We start from the raw sequence: 26,895 nt of genomic DNA on the forward strand, positions 1-26,895 counted from the left end.
TATGATAGAAGAAACTCTTAAAAACATAGAAAGACTGCAAGGCCTAATGGTGGCTTATGTTACAAATGGAAGAAATCATGAACAACCAGCGGAATACAAGAAATTATTTATCGACACTCTAATCTCATTAGAGAAACTTAACTACGAGAATCCTAATCAATATCGCACTCTTGAAGAATTTTGGGGAGTATGTAAACTTCGCTTTGGAACTTATGCAGAAAGACGTGCATATGTAAGTGAAATATATGGTGATATAATGATCGATTTAGAAAGAAAGATAAGGCAAGTTCCTGACCCAAAACAATGGACAAATGCAAATGAAGAATTAAAAGATGAACTTTCTCCAATTAGAAAACAATGGTTAAAAGCTAAAAATTTTCTATTAGGATCAACGCCTGATTTTGAAAACTGCATTAAGGAAGCGACAAACTCAATTGAAAGTTCACTTCAAATACTTCTTAATCAACCTAGAGGAACTTTAGGGAAAATAATAAAGAATGCAGATTTAGATAGTGATATTCAAAAACTGATAAGCCAAATGTATGGTCTAATAAGTAATAAAGATTTTGTGCGACATGGTGGAACTGTAGAGCAAGACATTTCAAAAGAAGATGCCGAATTTTTCCTGAACTTTTCTGCAATATCAATTCAATATATCAAGAAGAAAATAAAAAACAACACACAACAAAGAACTGAGGTATAGTGCATAGAACCCTAAGGGATGCTAAGTTACCTTAAACAAAATGTTGTGTGTCAGTGAAATAATCAAAGAAAATGAAAATATTGAAAGACAGAAATAAGATGCCAACCCCACATAAAGTCACATTTGCTTGCGCCATCTCACGAGTTAAGACTTCACAAGCAAAAGATCCTATAATTTGCTAACAATAAAACTAATACAATGGAAATAATTAATTTAATAGGAAGTATTTGTTCAATTCTTGGGCTTTTAGTTGCAGTTTTTCTAACTACTCAATTAGTCTCAATTAAGAATAAAATGACAGACAATTCAAACAACAATGTCCAACAAGAAAAGAACAAGGTGAAAAACGGGGACATTGCAGGACGTGATGTAAATAAATAGACTGAATGGCGGACGAAGAAAATAAAAACGAAGTTACCCTATCAAACAATACTGTTGATAATGGAGATATTGCAGGGCGTGATGTTATTAAGCCAACTACAATCAACATTGGACGAGTTTCGTTTGGTGGCAAATCTCAATTGGAAATTCTCTATGAAAAACTGGAACAAGAAAAAGAGAACTCTATGGGCATTTCCGAAATGGTAGAAGAATTAATGCACTTTAAATCTTATGCTGCAAATACAGAAGTAATGGGACTTGAAAAGAAATTAGAAAACGGAAATAGGCTCAGGTATCTAAATTTTGCAGAAAATGCAAAAGAGAAGTTCACCAAAAAACTTTTAAAAAACGAACATTCAGAAACGGCACAACATATTTATGCATTTCTGCTCGCGAAGGTCTATTCACGTTTTGAGACTCAAATATATCCACGGCTCAATGAAGGACATCCAGAAGGATATATCAATCAACTTCTTGACGAGTTCATTATAAGACCATTGGAAGATTTATTAGGAGATAATTTGCTCCGAATTTATGAAGATGAAATTAATGGAATGATTTATTTCCTTATGGGTAACTGTCATATCAAATGGAACTAATATGTTAATCTATAGCCAAGCTTACGACTTGTATCACACCATGTTTAGGATACTCCAAATCATGGAAAAGACAGAGCAAAACTTGGAAGTTGATAAACTTCGAATTTTAGATTTTTATTTAGCATTCCCTGCTGAACTTCTAAAAATAAGAAGTTTTGTGGGCTTTAGGAAATATGAAAAATTTCTTAAAGCCGAAACGAATTCATATGAACGAGTAATTGATAGAAAAAGACTTTTTTTCAAAATGGAGAACATTCAAATTTCTGCTATGAAAGCTCTAATTTCTTATGACTTATTTGATGCTAACGAATTTAAAAATGGTAAAATCAAAAAAACAGATGTTCCGCTTTCTGAAAGCTTGTCATCAAGAATTCAAATAGCCAATAATGAAAATCAAAATTTGATTACACTAATTACAGGTCCATTAGCTTCTATGAAGCTATATGGTCATTTAGGGCTTAAAGAACGAACCAATCTAATAGAATTTAAGTATGACGCAATTTAATCCATTTTTAAAGTTAAATAGATTAACCATTTATACTAAAAATGGTAAAACTGCTTACGATCAAAATTTTCACGAAGGTGTTAATATTATTAGGGGGCATAATAGTGCAGGTAAATCTACGATTGGGAACTTTATTTTTTATGTTCTAGGTGGAGATTTTAAAAAATGGACAACAGCAGCTGCTCAATGTGGTGATGTATTCGCTGAAGTATTTATCAACTCTGAACCTATAACAATTAAAAGAACCGTCAGTGTTGCGGGTAATCAACCAATGTCAATTTTTTGGGGGACATATGAAGAAGCTTTAAAATCAGCCAGTGAAGGGTGGCAAACTTTCTCATACAGAAGAACAGAGAGCAAAAAAAGCTTTTCAAATGCTTTATTTCTTGCTTTAGGTTTTCCCGAATTAAGGGGTGATGTTGACAGTAATATTACAATGCATCAAATTTTAAGGATGCTTTATATTGACCAAAAGAGTTTAACTCTTGACTTATTGATGACCGAAAATTTTGATTCATCAATAACAAGAAAAACCATAGCTGATTTACTTTTCGGGGTTTATGACGATTCATTATACAGCGATAAAATTTCATTAAGAGAATCAGAAAAAGATTATGATATAAAGAAAAAGCAATTTGAAGGAATTGAGCAAATATTTAAAGCTAGCGACAATGAAACAAATGTAGGAACCATTAATGCGCTAATTGAAGAAAACAATAATCAAATCAAGAGTATAGACGAATATCTTGAAAAGTTAACTAAAGAACAGAATGAGGCAACTATTAAGTCAGATGAAGAAGAGCTCAAGGTTGTTACGATAAAAACAAATTTGTTGGCATCAAGAAATAGTCTATCGCTTTTACAATCGGAAATAAACAAATTTGAATTTGAACTTTTAGATTCTCAAGATTTTTTAAGAAGCCTAGAGAAAAGGGCTTTAGCATTATCTGACTCTTTACTGACCAGAGAAACTTTCGTTGATTTAAAAATGCACCATTGCCCTAATTGCCTATCTCAACTAGAGCCTGTAGAAGATGATACGCACTGTGAACTGTGTAAACAACAGCTACCCGAAGATAAGGGCTCTTCTCAGATAAAAAGAATGCAACAGGAGATTGACAACCAAATTAGAGAATCAAAAAAAATATACTTAGAAAAGGAACATAAGTTATTAGAATTTAAATCTAGCTATCCCACTCTTGAACAAAAGGTAAGAGCTTTTCAAAGAGAACTTGATGAAGCTTTATCAAATGTCAAAACTTTAAGAAACCAAGAGTTTGACGAATTGCTAATAAAAAAAGGTGAATTGCGATCTAAGAATGATTACCTAATTAAACAGCTTCGTGCATTGGAGCAAATTGAAGTATTAAGGAAAGAACTTGCAGGGCTTAAGATTAAAATTGATTCACTAAAGTCAAACATTTACTCTAAGGAAACTGAACAAAGAACTCGTTTACAAAATGCTTTTCACGTTATTCAGGCAATAACCTTGCGATTATTGCATAGTGACTTAGGAAGGCAATCGGAATTTAGCACAGGTAAAAAAGTGGAATTAGACTTTGAGAAAAACACATTTTCATTAGATGGTGAAAACAACTTTTCTGAAAGCTCTAATGTGTATTTAAAAAACAGCGTTCGTTTCTCAATCTTTTTTGCATCACTACAGAAAGACTTTTTTAGACTCCCAAGGTTCATACTTTGCGATAATATTGAAGACAAAGGAATGCAGCCAGATAGAAGTCAAAGTTTCCAAAAGGAGATTGTAAAACTCTCGTCTGAATCAGAAGTGAGTCATCAAATCATAATTACTACATCAATGATTTCACCTGAATTAGACAATACAGAATTATGCGTGGGAGATTTTTATTCTGAAACAAACCAAACATTAAAAATTGACTAAATTAATGGAGCCATTAACGATCACGCACATTGCCATGTCCCACAAGCCAACCAAAAAACCAAAACTTGGCAACGAGTGTTTCTGTTCAATTCAACAAATTTCAGACAATCAGGACAAACGAAAAAACCGAACGCACAACAATGGCTATAGCGCATTGTCGCCCTGCAGGACACGCCAACGACACCATAGCAATGATAGTTATCAAACATTAATTACATCTTATGAAGATTCCAATTTGGATAATAATTGCAGGAGGTATAGGGCAAATTTTTACTGCACTTGTTTACCCATATATTAGACATCGAGTTTTCGATTGGTACAATGACGTAAAACAATTGAAACCTCTAAACCAAGAAATCGCAAAAACATATGGTCGTTACATTCAAGGATTAAATTTTAGTTTTGGTCTAATTGCCATCTTAATTCCTGATCAACTGCAAAATAAATCCGACTTAGCAATTGCATTAACAGTTCTCATAGGGGCATATTGGACAGGAAAAGTTGCAACTCAAATTGCATATTACCCAATGTATGAAATACCAAAAGAGCCAATTATTAAATACGGTGGATATGGGATGAATATACTTTTTACCTTTTTCGCAGTGGTTTACATTCTGCTTGTTTTAGTAAATCTTGAAATATTATAAAAAGCGATTTGCCAACCAGAGCTATAAAACAGTTAACTATTTATGATTTTTAAAAAGATAATATCAAATACAATTTATTCTTTACTTACTATTTTAGTGTTGCTATTGTTAAGCTTGGTGGGCGTTTACTTCTTATTTTTCAGTATAACTTTATTATTTTTTGTAATAGCAATGTTACTTTTTATCTCATCTTTTGTTGTGATATTCAAGCAACAGAATATACCCAAATTGATAATTGTAACAATTAGTGGTTTAATTTTATTTGTTGGAACTTATCAACTAGCATATCAATATCTTGATTGGTTATCTATAAAAAAGTATGAAGGAATATCAAAAGTTAATTCAAAAGGTGCTTCATTAATCCAAAATGGAGATATTATATTCCAAACTTCACTATCTAACCAAAGTAAAGCCATTCAACTAGCAACTAATTCAAAGTACAGTCATATAGGTATTATTTATGAAAATGAAGATCAATTTTTCGTTTATGAGGCTGTACAACCTATCAAATTAACTCCTTTGAATAGTTGGATAAATCGAGGGAAAGATGGTCATTATGTGATTAAAAGATTGAAAAATGCCAAAGCAATATTAACTCCTGAAGTTCTAACTAAGATGAGAGAGGTTGGAGAGAAATACAATGGAAAGAATTATGATCTTTATTTTGAATGGTCAGATGAAAAAATCTATTGTTCTGAATTAGTATGGAAAATTTACAAAGAGGCTACAAATATTGAAATTGGAAAACTTGAAGAACTATCAGATTTTGACTTATCCAATGATATTGTTAAACAGAAAATGAAAGAAAGATATGGCTCTAATATTCCACTAAATGAAAAAGTTATTTCACCAGCGGCAATGTTTGATTCAGATAAATTAGTAACCATTATTGAAAAGTAAAAACAATTTAGCTAATGCAATTAAGGCTACTCTTCTTTTCCCTCGTTATCTTACTTTCTTCGGGGCTTAAAGCGCAAATTAAAGAGAAAAGTAAACATTGCTATAAGCGAATGATTTCATATGAGAGTCTTTTAAAAGAAGAAAATCAGTTAAATCTAAGCGAGCATTTATCAGATTGGGACAGTACTGTCTTTTGCAGCTATTGGCAGCCGTTGGACAAGAAACAATGGGTTAGTGGGTTTCGGTTACCAAAATGGAGAATTGTACCAATTAGAAGTTCTATTCAATCGAGAAATTAATCCTATTCCATTTTGGGCTATTGATGTATTAAGAATCAAAAAAAAGAAGATTAGATCTGGTTCCAAACAACAAGAGATCCAGCAAATGAACTTCGATACCTTATTTGCCTTAAACAAGGATTCTTTAAATTTAAAAACTAGAGGTACTATTTATAAAAGCACTTCTCATCAACCTTATACTATTTTAATAACCACTAAAAATGAAGTTTTCAACTTCATGTACTTTTATGATTCCAAATACTATCAATCGGAAGCTCCCACGAAAGAGCGTGAACTCCTTTTGAATAGCATAAATGGTTTATTGAGGATTTTAGAAGATTAATTGGTTATAATTGAACAATTAAGACTAAACCATTTCATATATCATCTTTTAGCTCCACACTATTTACAATTTCATTTTAACTGTTCGGTTCCCGTCTTTTCCCCTTTCTTTATTTAGTAGTTTTATAGCCTTAGAATTTCCATTTTTAGATTACCTGTTTCTATGAAAACCATTTTTAAGTGGACGTCCATTTTAATATTGACTTCCCTCCTTTTTCTAGGTGGTTACTACTTCCGCTATCGCTTTATTCCGCTTGTAAAAGTTGGAAATGCTACTGACATCCACTATAAAAACACAGAAGGGTATTCCGATCAACTCAGTTATCAATTGGGCGATACCGTCGCCTTAAAAATACGGGCATTGTCCAATGGAATTGGAATTGTCAATCGGTTGTTGAGTAACGGAGAAAAGTTGGCGTTAGATACCTTTGAAATCAAGCTGCAAGAACAACCCATTGATTCTACTCAATCGGAATTTGGCTGCGATTGGAAAACCACCAATCGGTTTCACCTCAACGAGTCCTTTCAATCTGGTTATTACCAAATAGATTTGAGCGATGGCATGGAAAGCAGCTCCATCAATTTTATCATAGAAGATCACACCCCATCAAAAGTGATCGTACTCGCTCCTATTTCTACTTGGGTGGCCTATAATGATTGGGGAGGCAAATCGTTTTACAACAACAACTACGAAGCGAAAACCGTTTATTATTCGAGTACCCAACGACCCAACAAACCTGAAAATTTAATCGTAGAGGCTCAAATCGCTAATTTCTTTGGCACCCATTATAACGCCGCATTGGCACCCGATTATTATTTAGAGAACAACCTCGATGAACTTCGAAAATACGATGTCATTGTATTGGCCTATCATGCTGAATATTTTACGGAGCAGATGTATACCAATTTGCTTCAACTCGTAAACGAAGATAAAAAATCATTGATTTCACTGGGTGGGAATCAAGTGTATTGGAAAACCAAATGGAACGCTGATTATACCATTTTAGAATGCCACAAAGACCTCACTTCTTTCGATGACAACATCTTGGATTATGGCGGCATGTGGCGGCATCACTTCGGTAAATCGGAGCACCATTTATTGGGAGTTCGTTACACCGAAAGCGGCATTCACACCTTTGCTCCATATGCTGTAACCGCAGCCGACCATTGGATGTATAATAACCTACCTGTTCAAAATGGAACCCTCTTTGGAAGCACAGGAATCACCAATCGAGGAATTTCAGGTGATGAAACCGACAAACTCGTTTCACTAAAAAGCAACATGACGGTATTGGCCAAAGGTCAAAACTGTGCTGAAAGCATAACCGGAAAGGACTTGGAAGATTGTATTCAGCAATCTGGAGCTGACTTCGTCATCACAGAAAATGAACAAAATATGATACTTTCTACAGGTTCTATAGAAAGTGGAGCCGGTTTAGAATCCGACTCCGTATTTACTACTATGATTCACAACTTTATGGAAAGGGTGTTGAATCCTTAATTCAATCTCCTTTTTTATTTGATCAAAATCGTTTGGGTTTCGATTCTATTGCCATTCTGAATCAACTCCAAGGTGTATCGTCCTTTCGCCAAATTAGAAGGAATTGCAAATGAAATGTTCATTTCTCCTTCTACTCCACTCACTTTTTCAAAACTCAACAATGCCCCATTCACATTGTATAAATAAAGTTCCAAAGGCGCAGCAGTTGCACTCAAAAACGCGACAGTTAAGGCTTCTCCTTGATTAACAGGATTCGGATATACTTTTGATTGAGTGATTGAATTAGAAACGCCATATTGCACTGATTGCGGTTCAAACACCTCCACTTTACCATTGAAGTCCGTTTGTCTTAGTCGGTAATAACTTACTCCTCTATAAGGATTCGGATCTATGGTAGAATATTGAATGGATTCCACACTATTTCCTGCTCCATCTACTCGAGTTAAGAATTCATAATGAATACCATCAGTTGATTTTTCTACTGTAAAATAGTCGTTGTTGATTTCACTTTGAGTTTCCCATTCTATGGATACATCTGAATTAAATAAAGTAACGTCAAAAGAATTCAACACAATTGGCAATGGGTTGTTTGTTGTAGTAGAAGCCAAAGTAAATGGACTGAAAGAAGTAATTGCAGCACCCGAAACTATAGAACCGGTTGCAAATCCTCCTGAAGTTCCCCCATTTCCTTCATTGGCCCAAACTCCACCGCTAAAATGACCTACTCTGAGTTCACTCAAATTATCCACTCCTCCACTATTAGCTCCCCAAGTTAAGGTTACAAAAACGTTATTGGTTCCAACTGTTCTTTCCAATAACCAATATTCACTCAAGCTTACATGTTCTATCCCGACACCCTTAGAGCTTCTTGAATATCCAGCTGTCTCAGGATTTACCTCGGCATATGCAGCTTTAAAAGCTGATGAAGTACTTGATGGAGCAGAAATAATAATTGGTCTATAAAATCCACTGTCTCCAACTGGAAATGTGAAGGCATCGTTTCCTATTTTCTCAATGGGTCCATATGCATATGAATTGTTGGATGCACCGGTAGCAGTCACATTGTCCAACAAAGTCATAAAATTGGTTGGTGTTGAAATTAAATTTCCTTGGTTGAATTGCAATTGCACGCTTCCAGTAATTGGTGTATTCAATGTTACCTCTTCAACCGCATTATTCAATGCAAATCGTCTAAAAACTGGAATGGCAGAAGCTCCTACTCTATTGATGCTTTGTGCAGTGGTTCCATTCATTTCCACCACTCCTGTGCTCACCCCTAAAGTGATCGGATTAATAGTATTAAATGTAATGTTTTGAGCATAGGTAGAAACTCCATTATAGGATGGTTCCAAAGTTCCAGTACTAGAGGTAGTGTAAGTCACATTTCCATTAAAATCATCAGGAAAATTATTAGAAAGTCGCATTCGATCGGTTCCATTGTGGTTAAAAGTCACCGCCTGATTGAAGACATTACTTCCATAGGAGTCATCATTTACATTAGAAGTTTTGGTAATTGTGGTTACTCCATTATAAATAGTCTCTCTGGTTGTAATTCGTGGACTTGAAATAGTGAAGTTTCCACCCCAATTGCTTGCATAAAGGGTCGTATTGGCAGTTCCAGTTAAAGTCAATGATTGCGCAGTTGCTCCCGTTTGAGTAAAGTTTCTAAAGTATAAATCTCCTGCAATAAAGCCTCCTGCACCAATGGTTATCGTTCTTGAAGCGGCAAGTATCCCTGCACCTGAAGCACTCCCAAAATAAACTCCATCACTATTGGCATTTGTGGAAGCTACAGTGATATTTCCATTGTAAACATTAATACTGTTGCCGCCATTGTTTAAATAAACTTCTGAATTGGTGGAAGAACTAGCGTTTGTAATGGCAAGATTTCCATTACAAACAACGTCTCCACTGTTCCCAAAATAAATGCGTTTTACTGAACCTCCACCAGCATTATTTAAAGTTACCGTACTATTAAAAGTAACAGCAGAACTAGTATTTTCAGCAACATATAGGTAGCCCACATTACCTGTAGGTTGGTTCAACAAATTGGCAGGTCCACTTAAAAACACTGAACCAGAAAGTCCTAAATAAGTTCTAACATCAGTTCCTGGGCCATTGTTGTTAATAGTAGTGTTTCCACCAATGCTAAGGGTAGATACACTATTCGTACTTATATAAATGTAACTTGTAGCTGTTCCATTGTTGGTGACTGTCAAATTTCCTGCAATAGAATTTCCTGCACTATTGTGCGCCAAATATATATGCCGTGAGCCAGTATTATTCAGAATAAGATTTGCAGCAAACTGATCAGACGATCCATTTCCCATTAAGAAATAACCACTTCCACTGTTGTTCAAAATTGTATTTCCTATAAAGGTATTTCCTCCTGAAGTAGCATCGTCAACTGCTCCATTTTTGGTTAAGGTAGTAGTCCCAGAGTATACCGTTTCTCTTGTCGACATTCGTGGTGCAGTAAAAATGGCGTTGCCTCCCCAATTGGAGCCGTAATTCGTAAAGTTGGCTGTACCAGTTAAAATCAATGTCTGCGCAGTTGTGCCTATTTGTGTGAAATTTCTAAAGAATAAATCGCCGGCAATAAAACCGCCTCCACCAATTGTAATGGTCTTTGTTGCTGCCAAAACGCCTGAACCGCCATTATTTCCAAAATAAACACCGTCATTATTGGCGTGTGTAGCTGAAACTACAATGTTCCCGTTGTAAACATTATTACCAGTACCATTCTGATTCAAATACACCTGTGAATTGGTAGCATTGCTGCTATTGACTATGGTCAAATCATCATTGAATGTAACGGCTCCATTATCGCCTAGATAAGCTCTTGTATTTTGCGCCGTTCCGGAGTTGGTGACTGTTGTAGTTCCACCAATGGTAATTACAGAAGATCCACCATCAGCCAAATAGATGTACCCATTGTTTCCAGTTGGGTTGTTTAGAATAGTTAGGTTGCCAGTCAAGTTTACTGAACCCGAACTCCCCAAATAAATATTTGAAACATTTCCTGTTCCAGAATTATTCAATGTAATGTTTCCTCCTACCGATAAAGTAGTAGAGGAAGTACTGCTGATATAATTATAATTATTACCATTCCCTGTGCAGTTCACTACCAAGTTGCCTGCGATAGAATTACCTGCACTATTGTAAGCCAGATACATATTGTCTGTGCTTGAGTTATTCAACGTTAAATTAGCACCAAATGTATCTGGATTTCCATTGGCCATCAATAAATAATCGGTACCAGTCACGTTCAAAATAGTATTCCCAACAAAGGTGTTTCCACCTGCTGACTGGTCATCAATTGCGCCAGTTTTTGTTAAAGTAGTGGTTCCAGAATAAGTTGTTTCCCTAGTCGACATTCTTGGAGCGGAAAAGATGACATTTCCTCCCCAATTGGAGCCGTAATTCGTAAAGTTGGTTACTCCTGTTGCAATCAATGATTGAGGCGTTGCTCCCACTTGCGTGAAATTTCTAAAGTACAAATCTCCTCCAATAAATCCTCCTCCAGAAATAGTAATGGTTTTGGTGGCCGCCAAAGTTCCTGCTCCCCCACTATTACCAAATAAGATTCCATCACCATCTATATGGGTTGATTCTAAAGTAATATTTCCATTATAGCTATTGGAACTATTGGATTGGTGGTTTAAATACACCTGAGAATTGGTGGCTGAACTCGTATTTGAAATGGTTAGGTCTCCGGTAAAAGTTACATCTCCTGATGAACCTGCATAAATTCGATTGGTAACAGTTGTTCCAGAATTGATTAAAGTAGTCGTTCCTCCGATGCTTAATGAAGAACCAGTTCCGTTTGCTAAAAAGATTTCACCCACATCACCAATTGGCGAATTGGTTGCCACTAAGTTTCCAGCAACGGTTACCTGCCCATTTTCCGCAAATTGTACATCACAATTTGGACCACTAGCATTGTTCGTTATTGTTACATTCCCTCCAACAGATAACGATGACGTTCCACCTGTATTGACGTAAACGTGACCCACATCAGAAGGAGAATTTGTTATGTCTAGGTTTCCCGCTACTGAATGTCCTAGTCCATTGTAGGCAAAGTACAAAAGACTGGTTCCAGTATTGTTCAGCGATACATTTCCTGAAAATACATCAAAAGTTGTATTCCCAAGTCGCCAATAGCCACTCCCACTATTAATGATGGAAACATCTCCTGCAAAAGTGTTACCTCCACTTGAGAATTCATTGCTTGCACCTGTTTTTTCGAAATCAGCAGTTCCTGCATAACTTGAGTTTTGGGTAGACATTCCTGGTGCCGTAAAATCTACATTTCCTCCCCAACTACTTCCATCGATGTCCAAATTTGATGTTCCTGTAAGAGTCAAGGTTTGAGCTGTTGGTCCTACTTGTGTGAAATTATCAAGTACCAAGCTACCTGCTATAAATCCTCCTGCACCAAAAGTAATTGTTTTAGTAGCAGCTAGTGTTCCAATTCCTGAAGCAGAACCGAAATAAACTCCATCACAGTCTGCATGAGTTGATTCAACTACAATATCTTCATTGTATTGATTTTCACTATCACTTGCATTGTTAAAATATATTTGAGAATTGTTTGCCGAACTCTCATTCAACACGGTTATTTTCCCATTAAAAGTCACATCTCCAGAATTCCCACAATAGATTTGTTTTGAATTTCCGGTTTCAGTATTCAGAATCGTTGTTTCTCCATTTACTATTATTGAAGCACTACTTGAATTAGCGAGATAAATATCTCCATTGGTTGCAGTCACTGAATTGATCACAATCAAACTATCATTCAGCTCAACATCTCCAGTACTGCCAAAGTAAATGTTACTACTCGTTCCTGTACCAGTATTTATTAACCTCGTTTTACCGTTAATAATTAAATCCGAACTAGTATTGTTGCTTAAATAAATGACATTATTTCCATTTCCGTTATTATTAACTACTAAGTCACCAGCAATCGTATTTCCTGCACTATTGTGTGCCAAATACATATTATCGGTTCCGGTGTTATTTAGAATTAAATCAGCAGAAAACACATCAGGACTTCCATTTCCCATTAAAAAATACCCAGTTCCTGAATTATTCAAAATGGTATTTCCTGTAAAGGTATTTCCACCAATTGAAGCATCATTTCCGCTCCCAGTTTTAGATAAAGTAGTAGTTCCAGAATACACAGTCCCTCTCGTATAAACAATGGCTGCTTGAAAATTTACATTCCCTCCCCAATTGCAATCATAGATATTAAAAGTACAGGCACTTCCTGTAGTCAATAGTGTTTGTGGTGATGCTCCTACCTGATTGAAGTTTCTAAAGTATAAGTTATTGCCTATAAATCCTGCACCTCCAATACTCACTGTTTTGGTATTCGCTAAGGTGCCCATACCTCCAGAAACACCGAAATAAATTCCATCCGTGGTCAAGTCGGTTGCAGTAATGATTATGTTATCGTTATAAATGTTTGCTGAAGTGGCAGTATGATTAAAATATACTTCAGAATTATTTGCTGTACTTGAGTTATTGACCTCAACAGTTCCAGTAAAGGTCACATTACCACCATTTCCAAAATAACCTCTAGTTGTAATTCCACTTCCTGATAAATTATACAACGTATTTCCTGAAATAGAAACTGCAGAACTATTGGCACTTGCAACATACAAATTAGAATTTGTAGCTGCCGTAGCTTGAGTAACAGTTAAATTTCCATTTAAAGTCACTAGTCCGTTATTTCCAATATAGATATCGCTGTTGGTGCTTAATGAGGTATTACTAACTGTTACATTCCCATTTATTACCGCTACAGAATTATTATTATTTGCAATGGAAACAATGCTACCGGTTCCAATAGCTGTATTGTTTATGATGACATCTCCATTCTGAGTAATAGTCCCTTGATCTCCAAAATAAACTCTTGAATTATCTCCTGTTCCATTGTTGTTAATGGTGGTAGCACCGCCAATGGTTAATGTTGACCCTACTAAATCTGAAATAAGGATACTACTTGTTCCTGAATTAGTGTTATTTACAGTAAGAGTTCCTCCAATGGAATTTCCTGCACTGTTGTATGCAAAATAGATATTCCCAGAACCAGTATTATTAATCGTCAAATTTCCATTGAGGATATCAGGACTCCCATTACCCATTAAGAAATAATTGAAAGCATCATTGTTAAAGATTGTATTTCCAACAAAAGTATTTCCACCTGCTGATCGGTCATCCCCAGTGCCTTTTTTTGTCAAAACGGTTGTTCCTGAAAAAGTCGTCCCTCTAATTGTAATTCGAGCTGCCTGAAAATTTACATTGCCTCCCCAGTTACAATCCACTATATCCAAACTAGTGTTGGTATTGGATGGATTTAATGTGTGAGCAGTAGCACCAGTCTGCGTAAAATTTCTAAAATAAAGCTGACTCCCAATAAATCCGCCACCACCTATGGTGATCGTTTTTGTACTAGCCAAAACTCCACTACCGCCAGCATTTCCAAAGAAAATTCCATCATTGACTAAATTAGTTGAAGTTACAGTAATGTTATCTTGAAAAAGATTATTTGAATTAGCAGAATGATTGATATAAACTTCTGAGTTAGTTGCTGTGCTGTTGTTATTCACGGTTAAGGTTCCCAAAAACTCCAAATCCCCATTGTTCCCGATATAAACTCGTTTTAGATTACCAACTCCGTTATTCGTAATTAGTGTATTTCCTGTTACCTGAATAGAAGAATTAGTGTTAGCAGCAAGTTGAATTTGTCCAACATTTCCGGTAGAAGCATTCAACACAGTTAAATTACCTCCAATCGTTATATCACCATCGTCAGCAAAATTTATCTGGCAATTATCTCCGGTACCAGTATTATTTAATACAACATTTCCTGTCACACTTAAAGAGCTCGCCACTTGATTGGCAATGTAAATGATCTCATTGGCACCGGTTGCTATATTATTGATGGTTAAATTACCCGCAATAGTATTTCCAATACTTCCATGAGCCAAATACATATTACTTGAACCACTATTGTTCAGCGTTACATTTGCATTGTAAACATCAGGAAATGAATTGCCAAAACCTAAATAACCAGATCCAGTGCAATTAAAAATGGCATTTCCAACGAATGTATTTCCTCCCGTTGTCATGTCATTACTAGTCCCATTTTTTGTCAAGGTAGTGGTACCAGAAAAAGTAGAATTTAGTAACTGAACACTTGGTGCAGTGAATAGTACATTTCCTCCCCAGCTTGCATTATTAAAATCGAGCGTTGAATTTCCTGTTAAAGTTAGAGTCTGGGCAGTAGCTCCAATTTGTGTGAAGTTTCTTAACCGCAAGAATGCATTCGTATATCCTGCCCCGCCAATAGAAATTGAATAGGTAGCTGCTAGGGTAGATGTCCCCCCATTATTACCAAAAAATATATTCCCACCTGTAGAATTTAAAATAATATTCCCATCAAATGTATTTCCTGCACTTGTTTGTGCCATATAGATGGATCCATTTCCTGAGTTGTTAATGGTTACTCTATTATTGAAATCATCACTTGTCGAATTTGCAAATACCCAGTTCCCTCCGGCTCCACTGTGAGTAAATACAGTTGTACCATTAAATACATTCCCCCCATTGTTTGAAACACTTCCTGCTCCATTTTTGTTAAAAGAAGCCCTAGCATTAAACACCGAGCCATTTAAATAAATATTAGCCGACTCCACATATGCCACGGCTCCCATAACAGTTCCATTAAACGTGGTATTTGAACTAGAATTTATTTTTAATGAATCTACTCCAGCGGTACCGTTTATAGTTCCACTAATTAAACTAGAAGTCCCAGTTACATTTAACACATTACCATTTAATGCGATTGTATTAGTATACCCGCTGATTGTTAAATCTGTAATAGACGGATTCACTACATTTATTGTGCAATTCCCTAAACCATTTGCATCAAAACGTGCATTCTGAACTGCTGTTGGTGGTCCTATACCATCGGCGGCTCCTCCAGAAGTACTCGACCAATTGTTACCACTCCAAGAAGCAGCCACGCCTGAAACCCAATATCTATTTTGAGCTATCGTATTCTGAGAAAAAATTAAAACAATGAATAATAAGAGGATTTTAACTAATCTGGTCATTTAAAATAAGTGTAGTATAAGTATTTTATTAGATGATAAATATAAAATAATAAATGTCATTATTCAATTGATTAAATCACCCGCTTAAGCAAGTTTTAATAAAAATAAGCAGCTAACAAACAATACATTAATCATAAAGTTGTGAATAAGATTGGTTCACTTTGCATCTAGAATACTACTCTAAATGGTATTATTCTATAAATTAATAGACATGTCACGCAATAATACGTGCATAACAATTCTATCAAAACATTCAAAAAACAATCTCAAAAAACAAAGAATATCCCCAAAGGTTTTTCAACTTCAAGGATTATATTATAATTCCAATTATAAAAAAGAATCGCTTCCAGTCCTCATATGACTAAATAAATAATAAATATGAGTAAGTTTGAAACGTTACGATTCTATAAAAAAGATGGTAAAAATTAGTAATTAACTGAAAACTAGAAATAAAAAAATGAAAATTTTAAAATTTACCCTTGCCACACTCTTTCTCTCAACCCTAGTTGCACTTAGTAGCTGTTCAGAACAATATGGTTGTACAGATCCAAAAAGTAGCCGTTTTAACCCTGATGCCGATTCAGATGATGGTTCTTGCAATTATCAAGGTGATGTTGTTTTCTGGTTTGATTCTTTAACCACAGATTCACTAGTTAAGGACAGAATTTCAACATTATCCTATTATTTAGACAGTACATTTTTAGGCACTTCTCCTGTTACACAATCTTACCTATCTCAACCAGAATGTAATACTGCAGGAACAATATTTACTAAAAAAGATTTGGGTTATATCCCTTCTGTTGCTTATGAATATAGAGTTATTGCTGACAATGACAGTACTTATTGGAGTGGCGCTGTTGTCGTATCTGGTAAATCTTGTACTGCAATTAAATTGGACTTCTAAAAACAACAAAATAGCATTAAAAAATTAATGTTTACAATATAAAAAAGGGCTATCAGTTTTAAAACTGCTAGCCCTTTTTTCATAAAAATAAATCGCCATGCAAGAATCGAGTAAATTTTCCATCCAATCAAGATTAAAGAGTTTCACATTTGCCTTTCAAGGGCTAAACACCTTTTTTATTCAAGAACACAATGCAAGGATTCATTTCTTGGCTGCTTTTCTCTCCATTGTACTTGGCTTGTTTCTTAGTTTATCAAAATTAGAATGGATTGGTATTTTATTCGCAATTGCATTTGTACTGTGCACTGAGATAATGAATACGGCTATAGAAGGTATTTCGAATTTCATCTCTCCAGAAAGACATTTAGCGATTAAGAACATAAAAGATTTGGGCGCTGCTGCGGTACTTGTTTCTGCCCTTTATGCTGCAATTGTTGGTGGAATAATATTTCTACCAAAAATCTATTCGTTGTTCATTTAGGTCAAAAAAAAAAGACGGTAAAACTACCGCCTTCATCTGTTTCATTAAAATTTAAATTTTCTTAAAAATAATAGGACAAAAGAATTCTAGCATTTCCTTCTGCTACAAATGAATTCGTATTTACTTGTCTTTTCCCCTTCTCTACTATTGAAGAAGGCGATCCACTGATTGGTTCCGATCGGGTCACCCGACTAAAATTTCCGCCATCTTTCAGGAAACTATAACCAAAAGAATATTCAGCACCTAATGCAAAATTCTTAGCTATAAAATAATTAAATCCAGCCGTAGCGATTAAACCCAAAGCAAAACCGCCATCTCTTTCATAAGTTATGGTTTCACGATCTGTACCCAATGAACTAATCTCACTTGTTTCTTGATCAATTTTAGTTTTTCCAATAAACCCCAGCCCAATCTGACCTGCGATATAGGGATCCAGTCTTTTAGTACCTGAAAAGTGTTTTTCTAGGCCCACTGCTAAATACATGGATGACTTTTTATAAGTAGAATCCATCACTCTTAAATTAGCTCCAATACTATCCTCTCTTGAGTTTTTGACAGTTTTTATGGATGGCCCAAAATCCACACGCAAAACCTTGGTATCGGACAAATAGTATTTCCCAGTTATTAAACTGGTATTTATTGGTGAAGTGGAATTTGACAATTTAATGTTATCAATCAGACCATTGATGTTTAACAAAATACCCCAATCCCCTTCAACAGGTTTAAAAGTTTCTTCTTCTTGAGCACGAAGCATTGAAATTGAAACCATTAATGCAAATAAAACGAAAGCTACTTTTTTCATATAATTATCTTTTAAAAAACTATTAAACCTATGATTTACAAATTTATTGTCCTAATTGGTGAAAGATTTGTCCTGCAATAATGGAACAAATTTAAAATCGCCATACTCTTCGTATTCATATTCCGTCTCACTTATTTTTCTCAACCGCTGCATGATCTGAGATTCCCCTTCTCCTACAGGGATAACCATCAATCCGCCCACCTTAAGTTGATTTTTTAAATCTTCAGGGATATAAGGAGCACCAGCAGTGATAATTATTTTATCAAATGGAGCAAAGGCAGGTTGTCCTTTATAGCCATCACCAAAAAACAATTTCGCAGAATATCCCATCTTAGGTAAGATTACCTTCGCCCGTTGAAACAATAACTTTTGTCGCTCTATGGAAAAAACCTTTGCTTTCATTTCTACCAAAACACACGTTTGATAAGCCGATCCTGTTCCAATTTCTAACACTTTATCACCCTTCTGCAATTCTAATAACTGTGTTTGAAAAGCAACAGTATAAGGTTGAGATATTGTTTGACCTGCACCAATTGGAAACGCCTTATCTTGATATGCAAAGTTGACAAATGCATTGTCTAAAAATAAATGTCTTGGAATAGAATTGATCGCCTCAAGCACATCTTCATCCGTAATCCCCTTCTCTCGAAGTTGTTCTACTAATTTTTTTCGTAATCCTTTGTGTCGATAAGTATCCATTAATTGTCAAAAAGTGTGGCCATTTAATTTTACCAAATTACATAAACTTACCCCGCAAAAAGGTCAACCCTCCTATTGTTATTATTAAATATTCATTGTTGAAAACCCAAAAGGTCATTCGATGAATGGTAGATAGACTAGGAGTATTTTTGTACAAAATAATAACAGGCTATGTTGAAGATTGGAGTATTAGGAACAGGACATCTGGGAAAAATTCATTTAAGATTATTAAAAGAGATAGATGCCTTTGAATTGGTAGGTTTTTATGATTTAAATAAAGAAGTGTCCCAAAAAGTTTCAGAAGAAATTGGTGTTCCATTTTTTGAAAACTTAGATGATTTAATAGACGCATGTGATGCAATTGACATAGTAACACCAACATTGTCTCATTATGACTGTGCAGTTAAAGCGTTAAAAAAATCGAAACACGTTTTTATTGAAAAACCGATCACTTCCACAGTAGAAGAAGCTAAAGACTTGATAGGCTTAGCCGAAGAAGCTAGAGTTCAAGTACAAGTTGGACATGTTGAACGCTTCAATCCTGCATTCACTGCAGCTCAGCCTTATTGCGACAAGCCCATGTTTATTGAGTGTCATCGCCTAGCACAGTTTAATCCTCGAGGTACTGATGTATCTGTTGTTTTGGATTTAATGATTCACGACATCGATATTATTTTAAGTTTAGTAAAAAGCAACATCAAAAAAATTAGTGCAAGCGGCGTAGCAGTAGTTAGTGATACGCCTGACATTACCAATACAAGAATTGAGTTCGACAATGGTTGTGTTGCCAATTTAACAGCAAGCAGAATTTCATTAAAAAACATGAGAAAAACACGAGTTTTTCAACGTGATGCCTACATTTCCATCGATTTCTTAGAAAAAGAAGCCGAAATTGTAAGATTGAGTAATGTTGTTGGAGAACCAGATCCATTGGCAGTAACCATAGACTTGGGTGAAGGAAAAGGAAGCAAACAAATCTATTTTGAAAAGCCTTCTGTAGAGCCTAACAATGCAATAAAAGATGAGTTAACGGCTTTTGCTCATGCCATCAATACCAACACAGTTCCACCAGTAAGTATCCACGATGGGTATTATGCATTGGATGTTGCCCACAAAATAATAGACAAATTAAAGATGACCAATGAGTCAATTGTAATTTGATGCAATAATTAGTCACTTATTGCGTTTGATTCAGTTACTTTTGCCTTTTTTAATCATTTTGTACGGACAACGAATGTTGAAACAGATCCTATTTTTATTTACAATTACCTCTCTTTTATTTAGTTGTAAAGACAAGGAGGCAGAGGTTCCTTCTTATATTGTAATTAACAACATTGATTTAAATATTACAGACGTTAACCAAGGCTCAGCGAGCCATGCAATTAGTGATGCTTATGTTTTTGTAAATGATAATTTAATTGGAATTTATGATCTGCCAGCAACTATTCCCATTTTAAATGAAGGTAAAGTTCAAGTAACAGTTGGTGGGGGGGTTAAGCAAAATGGAATTTATTCTACCCGATTAGAATATCCTTTCTATACCCGTTATGAAACAGAAGTTAACCTCGTTAGAGGTGAATTTGACACCATAAGTCCAGTACTTGAATACACAAAAGCTGCGAAATTTAACACTTTCGTAGAAAATTTTGATAACTCCATCTCATTCGAAAATGGAGATAATTCTGATTCCGACCTAATGAGAATTACAGACTCATTAATCACCTTTGAAGGCCCTTGCGGTGGAATAATATTAGATGGCGAAAGTCAAAGACGATTTGAATTTTATACGCCTTATATTTCTGATATTCCGAGATTCAATAGCTCTCCTATATATATGGAACTCGATTTTAAGGGAAATATTTTTGTAAATGTAGGCGCTTACTACGATGATAAATTTAATTTCGTCATTGATTATACACTTCCTCCTAAAGATGAGTGGACAAAAATATACATCAAATTAAGTGACATAACAGGAACCAAAGGCGGTGCAAAAAATTATAATTTCTTATTTGCCTACAATAAATCTTCAACTTCATTTAGTGGGAAGGCTCAATTTTATATCGATAATGTAAAAATAATACACTATTGATGAATAGACCTTTACAAATTTTTAAGTATTTAATTGCCGATTTTGTTGCCGCACTGCTTGCTTGGGGCCTCTTCTTTAGATTTCGTAAAATTTATCTCGAACCGCTAAAGTATGGTCAACAACCTTTTGATTACGACTCAAACTTTTTTCTTGGACTCCTTTTTATTCCGCTTTTTTGGCTGATTCTTTATGCCGCTACTGGTTATTATTTTGATGTATTCCGGAAAGCGCGTTTGAAAGATTTAATGCAAACTATTTTGATCTCTATCATAGGCTGCATCTTACTTTTCTTTGTATTTATTTTGGATGATGAAATAAATACCTATAAAGATTACTACTTATCGTTATTGTACTTTTTCTCTCTCCATACCTTTTTAACTTCTCTTTTTAGAACAATAATTACAACAAATATTGTTCATCGGATCCAAACCAGGAAGATGGGATTTAATACCATTATTATTGGTGCCAATACCAGAGCAATAAACCTCTACCATGAAATGGAAGGAAATAAAAAGTCCTATGGTAATAAATTCGTGGGATTTGTTCGAGTTAAGAAGAATGAAAAATACCTTCTCGAAGACCACCTCCCATTTTTAGGAAATTCAGAAAATTTAAAATCCATCATTGCTGAGCACAACATTGAAGAAGCCATTATAGCAATTGAGTCTTCTGAACACCAAGGACTAGAGAAAATTATTAGTGAATTAGAAGGCCAAAATGTTTTGGTGAAAGTGATTCCAGACATGTACGATATACTTTCTGGTTCAGTTAAAATGACTTCTATTTTTGGTGCTCCACTGATTATTATCAACCGAGAAATAATGCCGCCTTGGCAGCAGACTTTAAAGCGACTCATTGATATTTTTGTTTCTCTTTTTGTTTTAGTCTTATTTTCTCCGCTCTATTTTGTGGTGTCCCTGATTGTGATTTCTACATCAAAAGGACCCGCCTTTTTTAGACAGGAACGAATTGGACTGCATGGAAAACCATTCAACATCATTAAGTTTAGATCTATGTATACCGATGCGGAGAAAGCAGGTCCTGCTTTGTCAAGTACAAATGATCCACGGATTACGAAGTTTGGAATCTTTATGCGAAAAACTCGGATGGATGAAATCCCTCAATTTTATAATGTGCTAATCGGTGATATGAGTTTAGTGGGTCCTCGACCTGAACGTCAATTTTTCATAGATAAAATAGTCGAAAAAGCAACTCATTACAATCATCTATTGAAAGTACGACCAGGGATTACCTCATGGGGCCAAGTAAAATATGGCTATGCAGAAAATGTAGACCAAATGGTGGAACGATTAAAATTTGATATCATTTACATCGAAAATATGTCCTTGCTTGTTGATTTCAAGATTCTAATTTACACCGTAATGATTGTATTGAAAGGAAGTGGAAAATAATCGAACATCCACTTTTATTTCAGCACTCAACAGCGTATTTTTGTCCCTCATTAAAAACACATATTTTCATGAAAAAAGTTGCAGTAATTGGCGCAGGAACGATGGGTAATGGAATTGCTCACACGTTTGCTCAAAGCGGATACGAAGTTGCATTAATTGATCTTTCTCAAGATTCATTAGATAAAGTATTGGCTACCATCTCTAAAAATTTAGACCGAATGGTAGCTAAAGAGAGAATCACTGAAAATGATAAACAAACGACTTTAGGTAAAATTTCTACTTTTACGAAAATTGAAGAAGGCGTCAAAGGAGTTGATTTAGTAGTAGAAGCAGCAACTGAAAATGTTGATATCAAGCTACAAATTTTTAAAAACTTAAGCGAAATAACTGAAGACCATGTTATTTTAGCATCTAATACCTCTTCTATCTCCATTACTAAAATAGGTGCTTCAACGAATCGACCTGATAAAGTTATCGGGATGCACTTTATGAATCCGGTGCCGATTATGAAATTGGTAGAAATCATTAGAGGGTATGCTACTTCAAATGAAGTGACTAACTTGATCATGGATTTATCTAAAAAATTAGGTAAAATTCCTGTTGAAGTAAATGATTATCCCGGATTTGTTGCCAACCGAATTCTAATGCCAATGATCAACGAAGCCATTATCACCTTGCATGAAGGCGTAGCTGGAGTTGAAGAAATTGATACCGTGATGAAGTTGGGAATGGCTCACCCTATGGGTCCATTGCAATTGGCTGATTTTATTGGATTAGATGTGTGTTTGTCCATTCTTAATGTATTGTACGAAGGTTTTGGCAATCCAAAATATGCACCAAGTCCATTATTAGTAAACATGGTGATGGCCGGCAAAAAAGGAGCAAAATCTGGAGAAGGTTTTTACAATTATACCCATGGAACAAAAGAATTAGTTGTAGCTGATTCATTTAAAAAATAGTAGCATTTTCAAATGCCCTAAAAAAGGAAGTCTTTGGCTTCCTTTTTTTGTTGAAATTTGCACCACATAAAATAGCATTGCTTTGAAAGATCATTTTGAAATTGTTGTGACTACCTTGCTTGGTTTAGAGGAAGTTTTAGAAAAAGAACTATTGGATATTGGGGTTAGAACTCCTGAAAAATTAGGGCGTGCTGTTCGGTTTTATGGCAATCAAGAATACCTCTATCGCTGCAATTACGAATTAAGAACCGGATTAAGAGTGCTGAAACCAATTCGCTCATTTACTGTAAATTCAGAAGATCAATTGTACCGACAAATTCAAAAAATTGATTGGTCACAATACATCAGCAACAGTAAAACTTTTGCCGTAGACGCCACCACTTATGGTACCATTTTCACACACTCTAAATATGTCGCTTTAAAAACGAAAGATGCGATTGTAGATCAATTTAGAGAAAAAACAGGGCAACGACCATCCATTGATGTGGCTAAACCTTCTGTTAAAATTAATATCCACATCGCTCATAATGAATGTACCGTATCGTTAGACAGTTCGAGTACTCCATTGTCAAAAAGAGGCTATAAAACGGAACAAACTTTCGCTCCATTATCTGAAGTGTTGGCAGCAGGAATGATTCTAAATACCAATTGGGACAAGAATTCTACTTTTTACGATCCTATGTGTGGATCAGGTACGATTGCAATAGAAGCTGCTTTAATTGCGACCCAAACGCCGGCAGGTGGATACCGAAATTTTGGTTTTGAAACTTGGTTTGATTTCGATGCGGACTTATGGGAATCTGTAAAGTATAGAGCAGAATCAAGAGTCAAACGAATAGATTTTAGAATCAACGGAAGTGACATCGATGCAGAAGCGGTAGAAATAGCAAGAAGCAATGCTAGAAGGGCTAGAATCAGTAGAAATGTGCAGTTTTTTAAGGCAGACTTTCTAACATTCGATCCCAATATGCATGAAGGTGTCATCGTGATGAATCCGCCTTATGGAGAACGTATTGGGAACAACGAAGACATGGTTTCCTTGTATCAAGCCTTTGGTGATCAACTAAAAAAGGTTTACAACGGATGTGATGCCTGGATTTTGAGCGGGAATATTCAAGCCCTTAAATTAATCGGATTAAAGGCGGCGAAAAGAATGCGATTGAATAATGGGCCAATTGAATGTAAATACCATCACTTCCCATTGTACAAAGGAAGTAAAGAGGAACCTAAAGTAGAAGAAGAAATTAAGGAGTAACCTGAGCACTCCCTCGTGGAGCATAGGGAATAATCCCATTTTCTAGCATTATGACAATGTTCTCAATGTCTCTATCTTCTCCGTTTGGATCGTATTTTAGTTTTAAATTCTGTCCAAAAAGTCGGGCTAATGATTGCCATAAAAAAGCAGACATGGAACCCCTCAATTCCTTCACTAATTCATAAGAGGATTCACCTGTTTCGCGATCAATGAGTTTTACTAAGATAACGCCTTGCATGACCGTTAATTTCTTTAATTCCCCTTCGAATTGAGTCTTTAACTCCGCTTCCACTTTTTTCATGTAAGCTTTCCGCTTCACTTCATTTTTTATGGTTACCAAGGTATCGTTGTATGATTGCAATAAATCCCCAGCCAACTTCGCATAAGGATATACCTTAGTCACATATCGCTCCAACCGATCATATTTTCGTTGATCCGATTTGGATTTAAATACTTTCTTTTCAATTACAAATACGGCCCCCATATTAACCGTAGGCAGAGTATCTCCATTTGAAATGGTTACTGGCAATGCTTTTCGACCATCATCTGTTTGACCAAGAACTTGATTAGTCATCGGCAAAGCTAATATTCCAAAAAATATAAGGTGCAATATAGGTTTCATAAATAGCGTAGTACCAAAGTTAAACTTTTATATACACAACTAAAATCATGCCTGTAAAGTATTTTTTACCTTTGCATTATGGATCGAGAAGAAATAGAAAGGGCTTACCATGCATTAATAGAAGGAAAGACAATTTTATACCCCACCGACACGGTTTGGGGTTTAGGATGTGATGCGACCAATGAAACTGCAGTTAAACGAATTTTCGAAATTAAAGAGCGCCAAGAATCGAAGAGTTTGATCGTTTTGGTTTCTGACGAAACGATGCTCAATCGGTATTTAAAAGATGTTCCTGCCATTGCTTGGGATTTAATTGATGCAACAGAAACTCCATTAACTATTGTATACCCAGAAGCTAAAGGGCTTCCTTCTCTAGTAATTGCTGCAGATGGCAGTATAGCCATACGAATCGTAAAAGATGAATTCTGCATTGCGTTAATTCGGAAATTGAAAAAACCCATCATTAGCACTTCTGCAAATAAAAGCGGAGAACCAGCTCCTGAAAAATATGCTCAAATAAGCGAGTCAATCAAAAAGTCTGTGGATCATGAAGTGAACTTATCTAACTATCATCATTCCAAAAATAAACCATCTACTATTATAAAGTTATCAATGAATGGAGAATTTCAGATTTTAAGGAAGTAAACTCTTAAGAAAACAGTAATTTTGCAAAAAATTAGCACACTTTTGAAAACACCTTTAGAGCTCTCCCATCCTATTTTTAATATCATTTACCAAGCTGCAACTGAATTACAAATTGATGCTTATGTAATTGGTGGATTCGTTAGAGATCTAATTCTAAATCGCCCAAGTAAAGACATTGATGTTGTAGCTATTGGAAATGGAATCGATTTGGCGACAAAAGTTGCAGGGTTAATCGGTCCAAAAACAAAAGTGAGTGTTTTCAAAAATTTTGGAACTGCAATGCTTCATTATGAAGGGTACGAAATCGAATTTGTAGGGGCAAGAAAAGAAAGCTATAATCGGAACAGCCGAAAACCAATAGTAGAAGATGGCACTTTAGAAGACGATCAAAACAGAAGAGACTTTACCATCAACGCCCTTGCAATAAGTCTAAATAAAGCAACATATGGCGAACTTATTGATCCTTTTGGTGGATTAGAAGATATTGAAAATAAGCGACTAGCTACACCATTAGATCCAGATATCACCTATTCTGATGATCCCTTGCGAATGATGCGCGCCATCCGTTTTGCAAGTCAATTGAATTTTGAAATTGATCCGATATCATTTGCCTCCATCACAAAAAATAAGGAGCGCATAAAAATAGTTTCACAGGAACGCATTACAGATGAATTGAATAAAATTATTCTTTCTCCAGTGCCTTCTGTTGGATTTAAATTGTTGTTCGATTCTCAATTACTGCACCTTATTTTTCCCTTGATGGCAGAATTATATGGCGTAGATGTAATTGATGGAAAAGGACATAAAGATAATTTCTACCACACTTTACAAGTGCTGGATAATATTTGTGAGTTTACAGATGATTTGTGGTTGCGATGGGCCGCTATTTTACATGACATCGCTAAACCGCCTACTAAGCGTTTCGAAAAAACCATAGGTTGGACCTTTCATGGGCACGAAGACAGAGGAGCACAGATGGTGCCCGGAATTTTTAAGAAATTAAAATTGCCTTTGGATGCTAAAATGAAGTACGTCCAAAAGTTGGTGCGCCTGCATTTACGCCCTATTTCACTGGTAAAAGACATTGTTTCTGATTCCGCCGTTAGGCGATTACTTTTTGAAGCAGGTGATGACATTGATGATTTGAT

The 26,895-nt window shown here is 35.4% G+C and carries 22 protein-coding genes; 18 read left to right on the forward strand and 4 right to left on the reverse strand.

What is annotated here, in order from left to right:
- The first annotated feature begins 1 nt into the window (after window position 1).
- The 9 genes from ACTB0X_RS17615 to ACTB0X_RS17655 all read left to right on the forward strand — a co-directional run bounded on the left by ACTB0X_RS17615 (window position 2) and on the right by ACTB0X_RS17655 (window position 7,756).
- The gene (locus tag ACTB0X_RS17615; protein WP_463026373.1) at window positions 2-703 is read left to right on the forward strand and encodes a hypothetical protein; all 702 of its coding nucleotides are present in this window, start codon (window positions 2-4) and stop codon (window positions 701-703) included.
- Between the two features lie 198 nt (window positions 704-901).
- The gene (locus ACTB0X_RS17620; RefSeq protein WP_463026374.1) at window positions 902-1,084 is read left to right on the forward strand and encodes a hypothetical protein; all 183 of its coding nucleotides are present in this window, start codon (window positions 902-904) and stop codon (window positions 1,082-1,084) included.
- A gap of 5 nt (window positions 1,085-1,089) precedes the next feature.
- Window positions 1,090-1,683: an ABC-three component system protein gene (locus tag ACTB0X_RS17625; protein ID WP_463026375.1), complete on the forward strand. Its 594-nt coding sequence runs from the start codon at window positions 1,090-1,092 to the stop codon at window positions 1,681-1,683.
- A gap of 61 nt (window positions 1,684-1,744) precedes the next feature.
- On the forward strand, window positions 1,745-2,188 hold the full coding sequence (locus ACTB0X_RS17630) for an ABC-three component system middle component 5 (RefSeq protein ID WP_463026376.1): 444 nt from the start codon (window positions 1,745-1,747) through the stop codon (window positions 2,186-2,188).
- Complete coding sequence (locus tag ACTB0X_RS17635; RefSeq protein WP_463026377.1) at window positions 2,175-4,088, forward strand: AAA family ATPase; 1,914 nt, start codon at window positions 2,175-2,177, stop codon at window positions 4,086-4,088. Before ACTB0X_RS17630 ends, ACTB0X_RS17635 begins: the two co-directional genes overlap by 14 nt.
- Window positions 4,089-4,309: 221 nt before the next feature.
- Window positions 4,310-4,735 (forward strand): hypothetical protein, encoded by a 426-nt coding sequence (locus ACTB0X_RS17640; protein ID WP_463026378.1) that lies wholly within the window; start codon window positions 4,310-4,312, stop codon window positions 4,733-4,735.
- A 42-nt stretch (window positions 4,736-4,777) separates the two neighbouring features.
- Window positions 4,778-5,635, forward strand: a complete 858-nt coding sequence (locus ACTB0X_RS17645) for a YiiX family permuted papain-like enzyme (RefSeq protein WP_463026379.1) — start codon at window positions 4,778-4,780, stop codon at window positions 5,633-5,635.
- A gap of 234 nt (window positions 5,636-5,869) precedes the next feature.
- A complete protein-coding gene (locus ACTB0X_RS17650) occupies window positions 5,870-6,256 on the forward strand; it encodes a hypothetical protein (RefSeq protein ID WP_463026380.1) in 387 nt (128 codons plus the stop codon).
- Window positions 6,257-6,418: 162 nt separating this feature from the next.
- A complete protein-coding gene (locus ACTB0X_RS17655) occupies window positions 6,419-7,756 on the forward strand; it encodes a N,N-dimethylformamidase beta subunit family domain-containing protein (RefSeq protein WP_463026381.1) in 1,338 nt (445 codons plus the stop codon).
- Between the two features lie 14 nt (window positions 7,757-7,770).
- Here the strand turns inward: ACTB0X_RS17655 and ACTB0X_RS17660 are convergent, their stop codons facing one another.
- Entirely contained in the window at window positions 7,771-15,879 is an 8,109-nt protein-coding gene (locus ACTB0X_RS17660) for a hypothetical protein (protein WP_463026382.1), read from the reverse strand.
- Window positions 15,880-16,336: 457 nt separating this feature from the next.
- Between ACTB0X_RS17660 and ACTB0X_RS17665 the strand changes: the two genes are divergently transcribed.
- Together ACTB0X_RS17665 and ACTB0X_RS17670 are read left to right on the forward strand one after the other, a co-directional pair.
- The gene (locus ACTB0X_RS17665) at window positions 16,337-16,783 is read left to right on the forward strand and encodes a hypothetical protein (RefSeq protein WP_463026383.1); all 447 of its coding nucleotides are present in this window, start codon (window positions 16,337-16,339) and stop codon (window positions 16,781-16,783) included.
- Between the two features lie 97 nt (window positions 16,784-16,880).
- Window positions 16,881-17,264 carry a diacylglycerol kinase family protein gene (locus ACTB0X_RS17670; RefSeq protein ID WP_463026384.1) on the forward strand — a complete coding sequence of 128 codons (384 nt, stop codon included), beginning with the start codon at window positions 16,881-16,883 and terminating at the stop codon, window positions 17,262-17,264.
- A 61-nt stretch (window positions 17,265-17,325) separates the two neighbouring features.
- On the opposite strand, the gene ACTB0X_RS17675 is transcribed toward ACTB0X_RS17670, so the two are convergent.
- A complete protein-coding gene (locus ACTB0X_RS17675; RefSeq protein WP_463026385.1) occupies window positions 17,326-18,066 on the reverse strand; it encodes a hypothetical protein in 741 nt (246 codons plus the stop codon).
- 51 nt (window positions 18,067-18,117) lie between these two features.
- On the reverse strand, window positions 18,118-18,765 hold the full coding sequence (locus ACTB0X_RS17680; RefSeq protein ID WP_463026386.1) for a protein-L-isoaspartate(D-aspartate) O-methyltransferase: 648 nt from the start codon (window positions 18,763-18,765) through the stop codon (window positions 18,118-18,120).
- A 171-nt stretch (window positions 18,766-18,936) separates the two neighbouring features.
- On the opposite strand from ACTB0X_RS17680, the gene ACTB0X_RS17685 reads away from it, so the two are divergent.
- From ACTB0X_RS17685 to ACTB0X_RS17705, 5 genes are all read left to right on the forward strand, one after another.
- The gene (locus tag ACTB0X_RS17685) at window positions 18,937-19,926 is read left to right on the forward strand and encodes a Gfo/Idh/MocA family protein (RefSeq protein WP_463026387.1); all 990 of its coding nucleotides are present in this window, start codon (window positions 18,937-18,939) and stop codon (window positions 19,924-19,926) included.
- Window positions 19,927-19,999: 73 nt separating this feature from the next.
- Window positions 20,000-20,854, forward strand: a complete 855-nt coding sequence (locus ACTB0X_RS17690; protein ID WP_463026388.1) for a hypothetical protein — start codon at window positions 20,000-20,002, stop codon at window positions 20,852-20,854.
- Window positions 20,854-22,266 carry a sugar transferase gene (locus ACTB0X_RS17695; RefSeq protein ID WP_463026389.1) on the forward strand — a complete coding sequence of 471 codons (1,413 nt, stop codon included), beginning with the start codon at window positions 20,854-20,856 and terminating at the stop codon, window positions 22,264-22,266. The genes ACTB0X_RS17690 and ACTB0X_RS17695 overlap by 1 nt, the downstream gene beginning before the upstream one ends.
- A 68-nt stretch (window positions 22,267-22,334) precedes the next feature.
- A complete protein-coding gene (locus ACTB0X_RS17700) occupies window positions 22,335-23,225 on the forward strand; it encodes a 3-hydroxybutyryl-CoA dehydrogenase (RefSeq protein ID WP_463026390.1) in 891 nt (296 codons plus the stop codon).
- An 82-nt stretch (window positions 23,226-23,307) separates the two neighbouring features.
- Window positions 23,308-24,480 (forward strand): THUMP domain-containing class I SAM-dependent RNA methyltransferase, encoded by a 1,173-nt coding sequence (locus ACTB0X_RS17705; protein WP_463026391.1) that lies wholly within the window; start codon window positions 23,308-23,310, stop codon window positions 24,478-24,480.
- Here ACTB0X_RS17705 and ACTB0X_RS17710 read toward each other — a convergent pair.
- On the reverse strand, window positions 24,470-25,102 hold the full coding sequence (locus tag ACTB0X_RS17710; protein ID WP_463026392.1) for a DUF4294 domain-containing protein: 633 nt from the start codon (window positions 25,100-25,102) through the stop codon (window positions 24,470-24,472). The two genes, ACTB0X_RS17705 and ACTB0X_RS17710, sit on opposite strands and share 11 nt — an antisense overlap.
- A gap of 78 nt (window positions 25,103-25,180) precedes the next feature.
- On the opposite strand from ACTB0X_RS17710, the gene ACTB0X_RS17715 reads away from it, so the two are divergent.
- Both ACTB0X_RS17715 and ACTB0X_RS17720 read left to right on the forward strand, forming a co-directional pair.
- Window positions 25,181-25,747 carry an L-threonylcarbamoyladenylate synthase gene (locus ACTB0X_RS17715; protein WP_463026393.1) on the forward strand — a complete coding sequence of 189 codons (567 nt, stop codon included), beginning with the start codon at window positions 25,181-25,183 and terminating at the stop codon, window positions 25,745-25,747.
- A 21-nt stretch (window positions 25,748-25,768) separates the two neighbouring features.
- On the forward strand, window positions 25,769-26,895 hold a 1,127-nt coding region (locus ACTB0X_RS17720), incomplete at its 3' end, for a CCA tRNA nucleotidyltransferase (protein ID WP_463026394.1).

This window comes from Acidiluteibacter sp. (assembly GCF_055129545.1).